The organism is Proteus vulgaris (genome assembly GCF_016647575.1).
Lineage (GTDB): Bacteria > Pseudomonadota > Gammaproteobacteria > Enterobacterales > Enterobacteriaceae > Proteus > Proteus mirabilis_B.
This window is the reverse complement of the sequence record NZ_CP032663.1, coordinates 3,007,721-3,024,713: the sequence shown is the minus strand read 5'-3', so window position 1 is coordinate 3,024,713 and position 16,993 is coordinate 3,007,721. Positions and strand designations below refer to the sequence as shown.

The window sequence follows — 16,993 nt, the reverse complement described above, 5'->3', positions numbered from 1 at the left end:
TATGGCGCAGATATTTTTATTATTTTTCTTTACATGTCGATATTGTTTTATTTAATTTATTGGTTGTTGCCGTAATGAATTCAGTAGCGCGCCAAGAATCTCCTGTTTTTTCCAACCAAGGGGTTAATTCTTCTTTAATTAATTTCTCAATTAAAGTCATATTATCTTTGGCAATATTTTTCATTTGATATGGATCGTTCACATTGTCATATAAAGTATATTTCAATGGTTGCCCATCTTGTCTATCTATAACCAAAGTATGAGTTTTGGTTCTTACCCCTCGTTTACCAAATGAAGGTTCACCATAAGGAATAAAGAGATAAAGCTGAGAGTTTGCTGTGTCGCCTTTGCCTGTGACTACTCTATCTGCAAGATCAGTACCTTCTACTGAATCAGGGATCCATTCTGATAAACCAAGTAGCCCTAAGATAGTCGGATAAATATCTGGTGCTGACATTAATGCATCGTCAGAACCCGGTTTAATTTTACCTGGTAAACGAAACATCATAGGAACACGCATGGATTCTTCATAAGGATTATTTTTTGTTGCTTGTCCATTTGCTCCTAAGCAACTGCCATGATCAGAGAAGAAAACAACAAGAGTATTATCTGCAAGACCTTGTTTTTCTAATTCATCTACGATGCGACCAAATTGCTCATCAACACCATTGACCATCGCCATATATTCTTTGAAATATTGAGGGCCATAACCTTCTTGATATTCAGTATCCCACTGCACATTAGGACGTGTATTTAGCTCTTTTGAGGTCTTACCTTGATAAGCATCGAGGTATTTTTTCGGTACTTGATCATAAGGTGAATGAGGTGGATTCATTGAAACCACTAATGCAAATGGTTTTGAATTGTCTCTAAATTGATTATTTTCATTTTTGAGGAACTTGATTGCCATATCAGCTTCATGTTCAGGTCCCCATTGATCAATGTAAATTGGCTTATCACGAGGGGTATCGTTTGCCCAATACATTGGTTTTAAATGTAAATCGTAAGTGCCATAAGAATACCAAAAATCAAAACCATGGCGTCTATCTGGTGCTGCCCATTCATTCCAATAGCGGCCTTCCATTGGATTGTTATAACTTTCAATAAATGGTTCGTAAGGCGCATCAAGGTGCCATTTACCGATATAACCAGTGCTGTAATCGAGCGATTTTAAAACATCAGACCAACATTTAGCATAAGGAGATAAATCAATACCTACTTTACCACCGTAGTCATGCGCATTTCCTGTAATACCATTACGAACAGGGTATTGGCCTGTCATAAACATGCCGCGAAATGGAGAGCAAAGAGGGTAGTTTGAAGCCATCTGCGTCATTACTTTGGCTTGCTTCGCAAATTTATTCAAATTAGGTGTAATTGAAGGGTCTTCCCCCATAAACTGTAATGCATGAGCACGCATTTCATCTGGGAAAACAATTAATAGGTTAGGGGCATTCTCTGGACGCGATCGCGTGTTAGAAGCCGAATTCCCTGAATTAGCAATAACAGGGGTAGAAACAGTCATTGCTGCACCGCTGGCTGCGAGTCCTTTGATAAAAGTTCTGCGGGAAACAGTCATTGCTTCCTCCTATTTTACGTTTACTTTCGAATTGGTGGCTTTTATCTTATTTATACTTTTGTGTAAGATCAAAAAGTAAGTTAACGAAAGATCAAGAATTGAAAGGGAGATCACAGAATGATGTCAAATTGTAAGCAATTTGACAGCTAAAATAGGAGTTGAGATATTGTTAAGAATAGATTAACTTTTTATTGTTTTATATATTACACTGATTTATATGGATATTATTTATTTTGTGATGGCGATAGCAAAAATACTTAAAAGCCTCCATTTTTTGCCAGAAAGCTGAATAACAGAAAGTGTAAGTATTTTTCTTTCGTTTGTTTTCATTATCCTTTAATGACCCACCAAGATGTGCCTTTGAACTCAAAATTTTTAACGATCTCCATACCTAATTTTTGATGTGCTTTTAGTGACCGAATATTTTCACTATTCACAAATGCAATAGGATGCCCGCCATGTAAAGAACAGATCTGCTGGTAGAGATCTTTTAATAGGGATTTTCCACGGTGAGATTTATCTATACACACAGGACCGTAAAACCAATTATTTTGTGTTATTTCTGGAAAGTGTTGATTAATAGCTTGAGCAATTGGTGGGATCGAAAAAGAGGTAACAGGAAAGCTAAAAACAACAGCCACAATATTTTCTTGGTAAAGTGCAACAATGGTGTTAGTGCTACTTTGATACATCGCCTCAACTTTATCTAGAGGATATTCGCCATATAATCCACCTTGCTGAGATTCGGAATTTGCCTGTAATAATAGTGCGACTGCATTAATATCTTTGGAGGTCATTTTTTGAAATATGTAATTCATTTTTTATTCCTTTTTACTCTAGCTTATAATCCTAGTATATAAAAAATAATCTATATTACAAAAATATATTAGAAATACTAAAGTTAAACTTATCAATTTTTCATTAGATAATTTATTTTTATTAATTATGACTTGAAATACTTTTTATAAAAAAAAGCAGTAATATTACGTAGTAATTACTGCTTTAATTATAAGGTTATCTTTTAATAATTTAATTATAGAAAAGAAGATCGTTTACCAACCATAAGCTAATCCACCGCCAATAATAATTTCTTTTTCACTATTAATGGAGGAGTTTAATCTAAATGCAATATCGTTATTCGGCTTATATTGTACACCGCCAGCAAATGCTGTGCCTGTTCGATAATTACTAATACCAATTCCACCACTTAAGGTGTGATGACTAAGATAAGGAATGCTAGTCATTGCAACAGATGAAGCAATGCCAGCAAATACTTTTTTCTCTAACGCAATAATTTCTTTATCTAAATTTGCAATTGAATCTGTGATTTCAGCCTGTCTTTTTCTGTAATAATTATCAAAATCATTAACATGGGTTTTGAGATCACTGATATCTGTACTGACAGTTCTCTTTAGCTGATTGATGGCATTATTTGTTGCTATTCTATTTTTATCTACCAGTTTTTTAGTTTGAATAAGATTAACGGCATCTGTATTGTTTTTACCATCACTAATATTAACTAATCGAGAAGTGTGTTTATTTTCAATATTACCAAACGATACTGTATTTTCTTCCGTTGCTAATGAATTAGTCCCAATAGCAACTGAGTGTGTATTTTTAGCTTGGCTATTTGTTCCTATTGCAATTGAACCGTTACCAGATGCGTTACTTTTTTCACCTAATGAAATACTAGGAATATTAACGACTATTGGATCTTCTTTATTTTCTTTTATTGAATGAGTATTAGAATAGGAGAGGGTTGGAAATAAGAAAACAATTAAAAATAATTTTTTAAATAGCATTTAATTTAATCCTGTAATGATCTTTGGTGGTATTAATTAATGCTAAATGATTGCTTTTCTCATCACAAATAAAACATTCTGTATTTGCTCTTAAAAATAGTTTTAAATAAAATACTAAGCTATTTAATATGTAGTTAATAGTTATATTTAATTAAATAGTATTTTATAATTGTCCATTTTATAACTATCTATTTTATGGAAAGCTGCACCTTAATTAAGATGCAGTTTAGGATATAAAGTTATTAATTTTTTTTTCTAAAAGCAAAAGCGACGGAAATTGCTTGTAGTAAACACATTGTTGACGTTTGAGAACGAAAGGTTTTTATTTGAGCTTCTTTAACTGTTAAACAAACATCACTTAGACTTGCTAATGGGCTAATTGGACTATCAGTAACAATAATCTGTTTTGCTTCTTTGTAAGTCGCCATTTCACACATTTTTTGCATTTCATCTGAATACGGGTGGAAGTGAATGCCAAAGAGCACATCACGATGTGTAATATTTCTCAATTGCTCTTTGTACATCCCACCTAGGCTGTTGACAAAAACAGTCTCACAAGGGATATGCGAGAGAGCATGGAAAAAGTAACTTGCAGCACTGAATGAGTGATGAAAGCCACAAATATAAATTGTGTCAGCGTGTTCGAGTAATTGTAATGTTTTATTTAACATTTCTCTGTGAGTCTGATTTGCCAATTGTTGCAATGAATGGCTATTTGCTTGTGCAAATTCTTGCAGAATATAGGCAGGCTCATTCAGATTAGGAAGCTCCTCTTTATATTTTTGTTTATAAGTTAAATTTTCATTTTCGTTTATCATTTCATTCATCAAATGATTTTGAAATAATTGTTTCATTTCATTAAAGCCATTGAAATGAAATGCGTTGGCAAAACGAATTAATGTCGATGGAGGAACATTTGCTTTATCTGCAAGGATCGCAATTGTATCAAATGCCACACTGTTTTTATTATCAAGTAGATAATGTGCAACCTGCTGTAGCCTTTTACTTAATCCATTATAGCGGGAGCGAACTTGTTCCTGTAGTTCATTCAGATTTGTTGCAGTAGACATAGTGCCCTCAATAAAAATACTATTGTAATTGTAGTGTTTTTTGCTTGAGATTTGAATGTTTTTAGCTAATAGCAATTAAAATGAAATATAGAGTTAATTTCAAGTAAATGAATGACCTAAAGGTAATTATTTGATGTTTAAAACTCTATTTTATTTATTCTTTATTACTTTTATTATCACTTCTCGAAATTAATTTTCTTTATTTGAAACTAAATGAAATTATTATTTCATTTAACTAATGTGATATTAATAATAATGTTGATTTTATTTGAATGGATTAGCCTTATTTGACCTTGTTTGTTTTATATTGTCGGAAATTTAACTTAGATTGTTATTTTTATTTGCTAATATTGTCTCTATTTAAAATGTGGAGTGTTTTAATATCTTTGTGCGCGATGATTGATATTTATAATACGACACTTGTTTTATTTGTTAATGATAGTAATTTATCACTATCTTAATTTAAATTTATTTTTATTGGTTGAAATTTTTATATGCAAAACGATCATTCGTGGATTAATTTATTAATGTACTATTGTCATGATCACTACTCAGAAATGATGCCAGTTATATTTTTTGTTTGTATTGTTGGGATTATTTTTGGTGTTGTACGAGAAATGCGCTGGTTATCCGTTTTTTTTACGGTTCCTCTCATTATTATTGTATTTTGTTTAATAAGCTCTAATTTAGAATAAGTAAAAAATACAATTGTTTTTATGGTTGGACAATTGTTGTATTGATCTTATTTCGCCTCTTATTTTTACTTCTCCATCTATTCTTTTTATTATGTATATAAACACCTGCCAATACACCTATCTTATTTTAAAAAAATCCGATCCAACAATGTCATTGATTAGATAATCAACAGAGTGACTAATAAGAGCCCATTACTTATTGATTATTATTGATAATGATAAGCAAATTATTTGTTGGATTATGGGCTAACAATTTATTCTCAATACACTAAACTAGATAACATTATTGTAATGAATTAGAAACTATTGGATTTTTATTATGCAATGGCGAAATAATGCGTCTCGCTATGGGCACTTGTCTCTCCTTTTACATTGGGGGTCGGCGCTGACTGTCTATGGTATGTTTGCTTTAGGGCTGTGGATGGTGACGCTAGGGTATTATGATAGTTGGTATCATTCTGCACCTGAAATACACAAGAGCATTGGTATTCTTTTGTTTATTATTTTGATAGTGCGTGTGATATGGCGTTGGATCTCTCCATCTCCTAAAGCTTTATCAAGTTATAGTAAGTTGACACGCATTAGTGCCCATATTGCACATATGCTTTTATATTTAATCTTATTTTCTATTCTGATTAGTGGTTATTTAATTTCAACCGCTGATGGACAAGCTATATCTGTATTTGATTGGTTTTCTGTGCCTGCCATTTTTACAGGGGAAGCCGAGCAAGCGGATTTAGCAGGTGATATTCATCTTTATTTAGCCTGGTCAGTGGTTTTATTATCGTTATTACATGCTGCTGGCGCTTTAAAACATCATTTTATTGATAAAGATGTCACGTTAAAACGCATGCTAGGAATGCGAACTAAATAATTAAACTTATAAAACGAAATTATGGAGATAACGATGTTTAAGAAAGCTTTATTAGGTTTAACCGCAGGTGCGTTGTTATTTAATGCAAGTACTGCTTTAGCCGCAGATTATGCTATTGATAAACAAGGCCAACACGCATTTGTACAGTTTCGTATCCAACATTTAGGCTATAGCTGGTTATACGGCACTTTTAAAGATTTCGATGGTACATTTAGTTACGATAAAGAAGATCCATCAAAAGACAAAGTTGATGTTGTGATTAAAACAGGAAGCTTAGACACTAATCACGCAGAACGTGATAAGCACTTACGTAGCGCTGATTTCTTTAATGCAAGCAAATATCCTGAAGCCCGATTTGTTTCAACTCAAGTTACTCGTGATGGCGAAAACTATGTTGTTACCGGTGATTTGACATTAAATGGTGTGACTAAACCTATTTCATTAAATGCAAAATTAATTGGCGAAGGTACTGATCCTTGGAAAGGTTATCGCGCTGGTTTTGAAGCAACAGGTAAAGTGAATCTGAAAGAGTTTAATTTTAAATCAGACTTAGGACCAAAATCACAAGAAGCAGAATTAATTATCTCTGTTGAAGGTGTAAAAAAAGCGTAATTAAATGCTTTTTTAGGGCAACAAAGCCTCTTATTACCTAGATGATTTATAAACCGATACCTTAACGTATCGGTTTTTTTATGCACAATTATGATGAATGATCTTATACTTAAGTACTAATTCTTATTTTTTATAGGATTAATATTTATGTTGAGGCTTTATCTATTTTAAGTCCGTACAAAGAAAGGTCATAACCAAGAAGCTATCCATTTGTTTAACAGGAAAGAGTCATAATGAAAAAATTACGCCATACTTTTTTGGGCACTCTACTTATATCTGGTTTTTTTACAGTAGGTATTACAGATGCTGATGCATGTACTCGACTTGTTTATTTAGGTGACAATAACCAAATTATCACAGCTCGCTCGATGGACTGGAAATATGACATAGGAACAAATTTATGGATATTTCCACAAGGAATGCAACGCTCAGGAGAAGCGGGTGATAACTCAATAAAATGGACATCTAAATATGGAAGTGTGATTGCATCCGGTTATGATATTTCTACGACAGATGGTATGAATGAAAAAGGTTTAGTGGCTAATTTATTGTGGTTAGCGGAATCAGATTATCCAGCATATACCAAAGAGAAACCGGCAATTTCAATTTCTGCATGGGCGCAATATGTGTTAGATAATTTTGCTTCAGTTGAAGAAGCTGTGAATGCATTAGACAGTGAGCCTTTTATTGTATTAACAGATAAAGTTCCTGGGCAAGATAGAATGGCAACATTACACCTCTCGCTTTCAGATGCAACGGGAGATAGTGCCATTATTGAATATATTAATGGCAAGCAAGTGATTCATCACAGCAAAGAGTATCAAGTGATGACGAACTCACCTATTTTTTCAGAACAATTAGCGTTAAATAGTTATTGGCAACAAATTGGTGGAACTGTGATGTTACCGGGGACTAACCGAGCTTCAGATCGCTTTGCCAGAGCTTCTTTTTATGTTAATGCTATTCCTAAAGCTCAATCGAGTAAAAAATCTCTTGCTAGCGTATTTGGTGTGATCAGAAATGTATCTGTGCCTTATGGATTAAGTACGGTTGAGTCACCAGAAATTTCATCTACACGCTGGAGAACTGTTGCTGATCATAAAAATCAATTATATTTTTTCGAATCAGCATTATCGCCGAATACCTTTTGGGTTAATTTAAAGGAAATTGATTTTTCAAAAGAGAATGGAAAAGTAATGACATTACCTTTAGGTGAAGAGCAGTCGATAATCTATTCAGCGAATGCGACAAGTCATTTTAAACCCGCAGAACCTTTTAAATTTCAAGGATTAGATAATATTCCTTTAAATAACTAGCTGAGTATTTACGATATCTAATATGAAATTATCCGCAATACTAAATGTGATAGAGACATCTAAAGTGACAAGAAAAATGATGTCTTTATTACTTATCTTAAATGGTATTTTTATCATTTACTCTATTTTGCTGTCTCGTGGCATTTATCTGGATTGGGAAATTCATGGGTTTTCAGCATGGCTTAAATCTTTAGGGGTATTAAAACTTCTTGATATACCCAAGGTCATGTTGGCTTGTGCCTTAATCTTGCTTTCAATATTTATGTATTTGGGCGTCAGAATTGCGTGGTGCGTTTCTTTGATTTTATTAGCCACCATTATTTTTCTTGATGTCGCTGTTTATCAGCAAATGGATTTTCAATCCTATTTTTCTTTTATTTTAGCGATTGGGCTGTTAATGAGTTGGCGTGCATTTCCGCATCATAGTTTAACTAGTGCTGGCTTTGTGGCTTTTATCTGTATCCTTTCTTTGCTGTTATTCTCAATGCTGGGAAGTCTTTATATTGGTGATGAGTTTAAGCCTCATATTACAACGTTGATGGATGCGTTCTATTTTTCTATTGTCTGTATGACGACACTAGGATTTGGCGATATTGTGCCAATTAGCACGAATGCACGTATTTTTACTCTCACTGTTGTTATCTTAGGAATAACTGTTTTTACTACGTCCATTGTGTACGTCATGGGATTTCTTGCGCGTGGCACTCGCGATATTGTTAAGAAAAGGATCGCTAAAATGCATAATCATTTTATTATTATTGGTTCATCAGCATTAGCTTCTCAATTAGAAAAAGGGCTGAGAGAGCAAGGAAAACCGGTTATTGCGATTTGTACCGATAAAAGTAAAGCCTCTTATGACACGCAAGCCAATATTATTGAAGGCGATCCTACTAATCTTAAAACATTGCTATCTGCCAATATTGCGAAAGCGAGTTGGGTGGCGACTTTATCTGAAAGTGATGCAGAAAATACCTTTATTTTACTGACTATCCAAGAATGTTCTAATGTCGATGCCAAATTGATCACTATTATTAATCAAGATGAAAATAGAGATAAAATCAGTCGGTTACGCCCAGATATGTTGTTCTCTTTAGCATCATTAGGTAAAGAAATTATGATGAAAGTTTTGTGTGGTGAATCTATTTCTTCATCGGATGTGACTGATTTGCTTTTAAACAAATATTTAAAATCATAATTTTGATAAAACCTTCTTTACGAAAGATAATGATTACCATAAGATGTATTTAAAATGCATCTTAAGTGAGGTTGAATTATGGAACTTGTAAGTTATAAAACAATGCCAGAGTGGACTCGTACATCCATTCCTTTAGCGTTATTAGAACGTCATAATACAAAGGAAGGCACTTATGCTCAAATGCGGGTATTGCAAGGTAACATGACATTTGTTGTTTTTAATGATGATGGTTCACAAATTTCAGTGGAGTGTGATACTGAAAATCAGCCACCTTTAATTCAACCTCAACAGTGGCATAAAATAGATAAAGCAAGCGATGATGTTCTTTGTCAGCTCTCTTTTTTATGTGCTCCTGAAGATAAGCTATTTAAAGAAAACGACTTATCATTACCACATTCTGAAGTGCGTTATATGGCAACGTTTACCCAACCTTGCAAGGTGTTAGATTTAGGTGCAGGTCGTGGTCGAAACAGTTTTTATTTAGCGTCTCAAGGTTATGATGTAACAGCGTTAGATATTAATGCTTCACATATTGATGCCATTGAAGCAGTTAAAACCAAAACAGGGTTAGCGGTAAAAAGCGGCTTATATGATATTAATGAAGCTTCACTGACAGAGAAATACGATATTATTCTTTCAACGGTTGTATTGATGTTCTGTCAACGGGAACGTATTGAAAGTATTATTAAAAACATGCAGGAATGTACCAACTCTAACGGTATTAATGTGATTGTTTGCCCTGTTGAAACGCCAAATAGTGATCCTGCTGAAATTCCATTTAAAACCTTTTTACGTCCAAACGAATTAGCTGATTATTATAAAGACTGGGAAATTATTAAATATAATGAAAACCCAGGGCATCTACATAAAACAGATGCAAATGGAAATCGTATCGCCTTAAACTTTGCTACTTTAATCGCACGTAAAAAATAGTTAAGTTCAATCGTCTCTTTTTAAATACCCCAAATAATTGGGGTATTTTTTTGTCTGTTTAAGCGAGTTTTATTGTTGTGGTAATTTATCACTTTTAATGTCATCGGCTTGGTTTGTTTGTTCTTTTGCCTCAGACTTTTGCAATATTCGTTCTAATAAAACCGTATAAATAGGGCGGCCACCTAATAATTGAGCCAACATTGTTGCACCTAAACAGGTAATGATCATCGGTAGGATAAGTTGATAATTATCAGTCATTTCTAATACGAGGACGATCCCGGTTAGAGGTGCTCTTACGGTTGCTGCAAATAAAGCGCCCATTCCTGCAATAGCAAACGTACCAATTTGAATTTGATAATCAGGGAAAAGTAAGGTTGCAGTTAATCCGAAGGCGCTGCCAAATAGCGTACCTAATGCCAGAGTGGGGGCGAATATACCGCCAGGAGCACCAGAGGCAAAACTGATAATGGATGTTATAGTTCGTAAAACAAAGAAAAGTAATAGCGCGATAAGAGAATATTGCCCTGTGCTTAATGCTGGAATAATACTAAATCCACCCCCCGTTATTTCAGGAATAATTAGTGCTAATAAGCCACAAAGCCCACCAATGATCCCGCCTGTTAAAACGAAACGTGATGTTTTATCTTGATAAAAATGTTGAAACTGGGTTTGAACATAAAAAAGTAATTTACTGAAAATAACGCCAATAATGCCAAATAACATACCCAAAACTAAATACAACCAGAGTGTATTTAGTGGTGCAGATGAAAATTTACCGATATGAATAACACCATCTTCACCATTAAATAGGCGAAAAACAATGCAAGACATAATCACGCCAATAAAGACGGCTTTAATTGAAATAAGGCTGTATTTAAATTGAGGACGCATTTCTTCAATAATAAATAAAATACCAGCCAGAGGAGCATTAAAAGCCGCAGTTAATCCTGCTGCGGCTCCGGTCGCTAATAGAGTATGGCGTGACTCTTTATCTTTTACTCGAGAAATATCATTTACGAGCTGACCAATATTGGCACCTAATTGTACCGTTGGGCCTTCTCGCCCTAATACCATTCCAGAACCTAAAGTCCCAATACTGGCAATAAATTTTACAGGTAATACTCGCCACCAACGAACAGGGCGAATATCTATCATGGCACCTTCAATTTCAGGTATTCCTGAGCCCCCTGATTCGGGTGAAATTTTCTTGACTAAATAGTATCCCAGCATTGCCAGAATAGAGGAAAAGAGTAATGTGCAGATCGCTAGAATATAAGGATTGGTAAAGGTTTTAATAAATTCTTCTTGTCGAAAATGAATCACCCAACTAACGCTTTTTTCAAATAAAACACCCACTAGCCCAGCTAAAGAGCCGACTATAGCGGACAATAACAGGATCTTTAGTGGTGCAAGGTTGGTTTCTTGCGCTTTTCTGAACAGATTAAAACGTCGTTCATTTTGGCTGTTTTGTGCTGATTTATGATTATGCATAACTTTGATTGAAGTATTGTAACGATGAACCTAATGATAGCGTAATTTAATAATGAAGTGATATTTCTCACATAACTAAGCCAATTTTAGAGTTAGTCGTTTTTTTTTCTAGCATATTTTCACTTTTTCATCTTTAGTGTAATTGATAACAAAAAATACATATTTAGATAACATTTGGACGAGAAAGGGTAAATTATGGATTTCATCACAAATATATTAAGCGCTATAAATGGCGTGGTATGGGGAGTTCCGATGCTTGTCGGTATTCTCGGTATCGGCCTTTTTATGCAGTTTCGACTTGGCTTTTTACCGATTAGGAAGTTAGGAACAGGATTTAAGCTTTTATTTGAAAAAAATGATAAAAGAGGTGAAGGGCAAATATCGCCATTTAATGCCTTAATGACCGCGCTATCTGCCACCATCGGAACCGGTAATATTGCTGGTGTTGCAACAGCGGTTGTCTTAGGTGGTCCCGGTGCATTGTTCTGGATGTGGATGACCGCATTAGTGGGAATGGCAACCAAATATTCAGAAGCCGTACTTGCTGTACGTTTCCGTGAAGTTGATAAATACGGAAACTATGTCGGTGGGCCAATGTATTACATCAAAAATGGCTTAGGTAAAAACTGGGTTTGGCTAGGTACTGTTTTTGCTGTCTTTGGTAGTTTTGCGGGATTTGGTATTGGTAATACAGTACAAGCAAACTCTGTCGCTGATGTACTGGAAAGCAACTTTGGTATTTCGACGACAATTACTGCTATTGTGCTCGTTGTTTTAGTTGGTGCTGTACTCATCGGGGGCATTAAGCGTATTGCTGATGTTGCCGGTAAATTAGTTCCTATTATGACTGTCGGCTATTTTGGTGCAGGTATTGTTGTTCTCGCACTGAATGCGACTGCGATCCCTGATGCAATTGTCCTTATTGTTAAATCAGCATTTACGCCTGTTGCTGCTCAAGGTGGTTTTGCGGGTGCGGCTGTTTGGGCGGCGATCCGTTTTGGTGTAGCGCGTGGTGTTTTCTCAAATGAAGCTGGATTGGGTAGTGCGCCTATTGCCCATGCGACGGCAAAAACACAAAATCCTGTTCGCCAAGGTTTAATTGCGATGTTGGGGACTTTTATTGATACCATCATCGTCTGCTCTGTTACCGGATTAACCATTGTTATCACAGGGCAATGGTTAACAGGGCAAAGTGGAGCAACATTAACCGCCGCATCGTTCTCTACCGCTATTCCGGGAGGTAACTATATTGTGGCAATTGCATTAGCTATTTTTGCCTTTACCACGATTTTAGGCTGGAGTTTTTACGGTGAAAAATGTGTGCAATATCTTTTTGGACCTAAAGCGATTATGCCATTTAGAGTTGCATGGCTAATTGCGTTACCGGTTGGTGCGACACAATCGTTAGAGTTTGTGTGGTTATTAGCCGATACACTCAATGCAATGATGGCTATTCCTAACTTAATTGCATTAGCTTTATTAAGCCCTGTTGTTTATCGCTTAACAAGAGATCATATAAAAGATGTTAACGCCGATAATATTGAATTAGATAAAGAAACTCACTCAGTGAGTAAAAAAGAAGCCGAAGCAGAGTAACTCGTTCTCACTTATTGGCTAACAACACAACATAAAACCGCATGCTTTATCGCGATAAGTATGCGGTTTTTTTATGGTGATAACTTGAGGTTTGAGAAATTACAGATAATAAAAAGCCTTCTGGGGAGAAGGCGAAGAGATGAGTATAGATATTATATTTATAAGAATTTAGAAAAGAGAGAAAATCTTATTCTTTCATACTGATGAAGATGTTTTTCACTTGGCTATAAGCATCTAACATCATTTTATGTGTTTCACGTCCTAAGCCTGATTTCTTGTAACCCCCAAAAGGTGCGTGAGCTGGGAGTTCGTGATAAGTGTTGACCCACATACGGCCGGTTCTTACTGCTTTTGCAACACGTAAGGCACGGTTAATATCTTGAGTCCAAACACCACCACCAAGGCCATATTCAGAGTCATTCGCCATTTCGATCACTTCATCTTCATTATCGAATGGAATAACACACAATACAGGTCCAAAAATTTCTTCTCGGGCAACACGCATTTGGTTTGTTGCATTGATGATGATGGTTGGACGAACAAAGAAGCCGTCATTATAACCTTCACCCGTAATACGCTCACCACCTGTTAAAACAGTTGCACCTTCTTTTTTCGCGAGTTCAACATAGCCTAAGATGGTATCCATTTGATCTTGGCTAACTTGTGTCCCCATTTGTGTATTCGGATCAAGTGGGTCGCCGACACGAATACTCTCAAATTCAGTTTTTAATGCTTTCAAAAATTCATCATGAATATCTTTATGTAAGAACAAACGTGAACCTGATTCACAAGCTTGTCCTTGGTTCATCAATATTGCCAATGCTGAATATTTGACTGCTTTTTTCATATTCGCATCAGGGAACACGATATTGGCTGATTTACCGCCTAATTCCAATGTTGCTGGAACCATTTTTTTCGCCGCAGCTTCTGCTACGGTATAACCCACATTGGTAGAGCCAGTAAACGCAAGTTTATCAATATCTTCGTGCTCTAAAATAGCTTGTCCTACAACAGATCCGCGTCCGGTAACAATATTAATTACACCAGCTGGTAATATTTCATTTAAAATACGACCTAGCTCTAATAATGAAAGGGAAGTCAGTGTTGCTGGATTAATCACCACGGTGTCACCCGCTGCAATCGCTGGTGCCAATTTCCATGCTGCCATTAATAATGGGAAGTTCCACGGAATAATTTGACCCACCACACCAATAGGTTCGCGAATAACAAGGCTAATGGTATTTTCGTCTAGGACGGCACTTTCATCGGTATGAGAGCGTATCACGCCTGCAAAATATCGAAAATGGTCAATAGAGGCAGGTAAATCTATGTTTTTCGACTCATTGAGTGGCTTACCATTATCTAATGACTCAATCCAAGCAAAGCGTTCTTGTTCCTGCTCTAAGCGATCCGCGATTTTTAATAAGAGGGCTTGACGCTCAGCTGGTGACGTTTTACTCCATGTTTTGAATGCTTTACGAGCAGCACTGACTGCGCGTTCAACATCTTCAGCACTACCAGATTGGTATTCACTTAATAATTCACCCGTAGCTGGGCTATAAGTTTTCGTTGTTTTTTGCGATGTGCTAGATACCCATTCTCCTCCAATTAGCATTTTATAACTTTCTAGAGGACGAAATTCTGATGGAACATTATTTAATTTAATCATTTTTAATCTCCAATGTAGGGATGAGCATCATTCAAATGTGTAGTTTCATTTCGTAATACTCGTGCTAATAACATATCTCAATTGAAATAATTTGATTAGCTATTGATGCAATAGGTGATATTAACTATAAAAAATAGTAATGAATATTACTGACTTAACAAAAATGGATAAACTTAATCGTTTCATCTCTCAGTATTTATATGATTAAACAAAAAATAACCGTCAAAAATCATTAAACATTCCTTCTTATTTCGTCATCATCGGCACAATGCAATAGCGCTCTCTTTTTTGGGAAAATTATTTTGAGGCTTAAGCAAAATCAAAGGATAAAAAAAGGGATATTAAAAAATTTGCTAGAAATTGCGTTAGATCAAACAACATTTAAATTGTTCAATATTGCCCTTTCGCTCTTATAAAAATGGCGTATTCTTATGTTGCATCTGGAATACAACTTATAAAAATAAAGCATGATCTTTTATTAGAAGGAATACGATATGTATTGTGTGCAATGTGAACAAACAATGAAAACGCCTGTAGGTAATGGTTGTGCCTATGCGCAAGGTATGTGTGGTAAAACAGCAGAAACTTCAGATCTTCAAGATTTACTCGTTGCAGTATTAGAAGGACTTTCAGCGTGGGCTTTAGCGGCGCGTAGTGTTGGTATTATTGATCATGATGTAGATAGCTTTGCTCCTCGTGCTTTTTTCTCTACGTTAACTAACGTCAACTTTGATTCTGATCGCATTGTCGGTTATGCGAAAGAAGCTATCTATTTCCGTGAAAGTTTGAAATCTCGCACTTTAGCGAAAAATGCAGCCATTCAAGTCACTAACCCTAGAGCTGAAATTCAATTAGCGGGTAGCGATTTAGATAGCTTACAAAAACAAGCTCAGCTTTTTGCTTTAAATGCAGATAAAGCGCAAATCGGTGATGATCTTCATGGATTACGTATGCTGTGCCTGTATGGCTTAAAAGGGGCTGCGGCTTATATGGAGCACGCGCATGTTTTAGGTCAGTATGACAATGAAATTTATGCAGAATATCACCGTTATATGGCGTGGTTAGGTACTGATCCTTCTGATATGAATGAGTTGTTAGAAAATGCGATGGGCATTGGTCAAATGAACTTCCGCATTATGGCTATTCTTGATAAAGGCGAAACTCAAGCTTACGGTAACCCAACACCAGTTACTGTTAACGTTCGCCCTGTTGCAGGTAAAGCTATTTTAATTTCAGGTCATGACCTGAAAGATCTGCAAATGCTTCTTGAGCAAACTGAAGGTAAAGGGATCAACATTTATACTCATGGTGAAATGTTACCTGCCCATGGTTATCCAGAACTTAAAAAATACAAACACTTAGTGGGTAATTACGGTAGTGGTTGGCAGAATCAGCAAATTGAGTTTGCAAAATTCCCTGGCCCTGTACTAATGACTTCAAACTGTATTATTGATCCGAATGTAGGTAATTACGGTGACCGTATTTGGACTCGTAGTATTGTTGGCTGGCCGGGCGTAAAACATATTACTGGTGATGACTTCTCTGAAATGATTGAACAAGCACAATCATTAGAAGGCTTCCCATACAATGAAATTGAGCATTTAATTACAGTTGGTTTCGGTCGTGAAACACTATTAAATGCTGCTGATACTGTGATTGATTTAGTCTCACAGAAAAAATTACGCCATGTTTTCTTAGTGGGTGGTTGTGATGGTAGCCGTGGTGAACGTAGTTACTACACCGATCTTGCAAGAGAAATTCCACAAGATTGTTTAATTATGACTTTGGCGTGTGGTAAATACCGTTTCAATAAGCTGGATTTCGGTACTTTAGAAGGCTTACCACGCTTACTTGATGTGGGTCAGTGTAACGATGCTTACTCAGCGATTATGCTAGCGGTTAACCTTGCCGAGAAATTAGGTTGTGGTGTGAATGACTTACCACTGTCTTTAATTCTCTCTTGGTTCGAGCAAAAAGCGATTGTTATCTTATTGACTCTGCTTTCATTAGGCGTGAAAAACATTTATACCGGTCCAACAGCACCTGCATTCTTAACTGACAATCTGTTGGCGGTACTAAATGAGAAATTTGGTATGCGCTCTATTACTACACCAGAACAAGATCTTAAAGATATTCTTTCTGCTTAATGTTTTAAATTCAT

Annotated in this window: 13 protein-coding genes; 7 read left to right on the top strand and 6 right to left on the bottom strand. The window is 35.7% G+C overall.

What is annotated here, in order from left to right:
• Positions 1-19 precede the first annotated feature (19 nt).
• The 4 genes from D7029_RS14010 to D7029_RS13995 form a co-directional block, all read right to left on the bottom strand.
• A complete protein-coding gene (locus D7029_RS14010) occupies positions 20-1,579 on the bottom strand; it encodes a sulfatase-like hydrolase/transferase (RefSeq protein ID WP_194950976.1) in 1,560 nt (519 codons plus the stop codon).
• Positions 1,580-1,908: 329 nt separating this feature from the next.
• A complete protein-coding gene (locus D7029_RS14005; protein ID WP_194950975.1) occupies positions 1,909-2,397 on the bottom strand; it encodes an N-acetyltransferase in 489 nt (162 codons plus the stop codon).
• Positions 2,398-2,631: 234 nt separating this feature from the next.
• Complete coding sequence (locus D7029_RS14000; RefSeq protein ID WP_194950974.1) at positions 2,632-3,381, bottom strand: YadA-like family protein; 750 nt, start codon at positions 3,379-3,381, stop codon at positions 2,632-2,634.
• 242 nt (positions 3,382-3,623) lie between these two features.
• A complete protein-coding gene (locus tag D7029_RS13995) occupies positions 3,624-4,451 on the bottom strand; it encodes a MurR/RpiR family transcriptional regulator (RefSeq protein WP_088494885.1) in 828 nt (275 codons plus the stop codon).
• A gap of 1,014 nt (positions 4,452-5,465) precedes the next feature.
• Here D7029_RS13995 and D7029_RS13990 point away from each other — a divergent pair.
• The 5 genes from D7029_RS13990 to tehB all read left to right on the top strand — a co-directional run bounded on the left by D7029_RS13990 (position 5,466) and on the right by tehB (position 10,076).
• Positions 5,466-6,020 carry a cytochrome b gene (locus D7029_RS13990; protein ID WP_194950973.1) on the top strand — a complete coding sequence of 185 codons (555 nt, stop codon included), beginning with the start codon at positions 5,466-5,468 and terminating at the stop codon, positions 6,018-6,020.
• A gap of 33 nt (positions 6,021-6,053) precedes the next feature.
• Positions 6,054-6,632, top strand: coding sequence for a YceI family protein (locus D7029_RS13985; RefSeq protein WP_194950972.1), 579 nt, complete (start codon positions 6,054-6,056; stop codon positions 6,630-6,632).
• Between the two features lie 230 nt (positions 6,633-6,862).
• Positions 6,863-7,948 (top strand): linear amide C-N hydrolase, encoded by a 1,086-nt coding sequence (locus tag D7029_RS13980; protein ID WP_194952674.1) that lies wholly within the window; start codon positions 6,863-6,865, stop codon positions 7,946-7,948.
• A 22-nt stretch (positions 7,949-7,970) separates the two neighbouring features.
• Positions 7,971-9,143 (top strand): NAD-binding protein, encoded by a 1,173-nt coding sequence (locus tag D7029_RS13975; RefSeq protein WP_194950971.1) that lies wholly within the window; start codon positions 7,971-7,973, stop codon positions 9,141-9,143.
• Positions 9,144-9,221: 78 nt separating this feature from the next.
• Positions 9,222-10,076, top strand: coding sequence for an SAM-dependent methyltransferase TehB (gene tehB, locus D7029_RS13970; RefSeq protein WP_088494891.1), 855 nt, complete (start codon positions 9,222-9,224; stop codon positions 10,074-10,076).
• 69 nt (positions 10,077-10,145) lie between these two features.
• Here the strand turns inward: tehB and clcA are convergent, their stop codons facing one another.
• A complete protein-coding gene (clcA, locus tag D7029_RS13965; protein ID WP_194950970.1) occupies positions 10,146-11,567 on the bottom strand; it encodes a H(+)/Cl(-) exchange transporter ClcA in 1,422 nt (473 codons plus the stop codon).
• Positions 11,568-11,762: 195 nt separating this feature from the next.
• On the opposite strand from clcA, the gene D7029_RS13960 reads away from it, so the two are divergent.
• Positions 11,763-13,163, top strand: coding sequence for an alanine/glycine:cation symporter family protein (locus tag D7029_RS13960; protein WP_194950969.1), 1,401 nt, complete (start codon positions 11,763-11,765; stop codon positions 13,161-13,163).
• A gap of 187 nt (positions 13,164-13,350) precedes the next feature.
• Here D7029_RS13960 and D7029_RS13955 read toward each other — a convergent pair whose 3' ends face one another.
• A complete protein-coding gene (locus D7029_RS13955; protein WP_194950968.1) occupies positions 13,351-14,832 on the bottom strand; it encodes an aldehyde dehydrogenase family protein in 1,482 nt (493 codons plus the stop codon).
• Positions 14,833-15,326: 494 nt separating this feature from the next.
• On the opposite strand from D7029_RS13955, the gene hcp reads away from it, so the two are divergent.
• Entirely contained in the window at positions 15,327-16,979 is a 1,653-nt protein-coding gene (gene hcp, locus D7029_RS13950; RefSeq protein WP_098942158.1) for a hydroxylamine reductase, read from the top strand.
• The last annotated feature ends 14 nt before the right edge of the window (positions 16,980-16,993 follow it).

Excerpts from the sequence above, each read along its gene's own strand:
- D7029_RS14000 (WP_194950974.1), bottom strand. The coding sequence starts at position 3,381 with ATGCTATTTAAAAAATTATTTTTAATTGTTTTCTTATTTCCAACCCTC.
- D7029_RS14010 (WP_194950976.1), bottom strand. The coding sequence starts at position 1,579 with ATGACTGTTTCCCGCAGAACTTTTATCAAAGGACTCGCAGCCAGCGGT.
- D7029_RS13960 (WP_194950969.1), top strand. The coding sequence starts at position 11,763 with ATGGATTTCATCACAAATATATTAAGCGCTATAAATGGCGTGGTATGG.
- hcp (WP_098942158.1), top strand. The coding sequence starts at position 15,327 with ATGTATTGTGTGCAATGTGAACAAACAATGAAAACGCCTGTAGGTAAT.
- D7029_RS13995 (WP_088494885.1), bottom strand. The coding sequence starts at position 4,451 with ATGTCTACTGCAACAAATCTGAATGAACTACAGGAACAAGTTCGCTCC.
- D7029_RS13975 (WP_194950971.1), top strand. The coding sequence starts at position 7,971 with ATGAAATTATCCGCAATACTAAATGTGATAGAGACATCTAAAGTGACA.
- tehB (WP_088494891.1), top strand. The coding sequence starts at position 9,222 with ATGGAACTTGTAAGTTATAAAACAATGCCAGAGTGGACTCGTACATCC.
- D7029_RS14005 (WP_194950975.1), bottom strand. The coding sequence starts at position 2,397 with ATGAATTACATATTTCAAAAAATGACCTCCAAAGATATTAATGCAGTC.
- D7029_RS13955 (WP_194950968.1), bottom strand. The coding sequence starts at position 14,832 with ATGATTAAATTAAATAATGTTCCATCAGAATTTCGTCCTCTAGAAAGT.
- clcA (WP_194950970.1), bottom strand. The coding sequence starts at position 11,567 with ATGCATAATCATAAATCAGCACAAAACAGCCAAAATGAACGACGTTTT.
- D7029_RS13985 (WP_194950972.1), top strand. The coding sequence starts at position 6,054 with ATGTTTAAGAAAGCTTTATTAGGTTTAACCGCAGGTGCGTTGTTATTT.
- D7029_RS13990 (WP_194950973.1), top strand. The coding sequence starts at position 5,466 with ATGCAATGGCGAAATAATGCGTCTCGCTATGGGCACTTGTCTCTCCTT.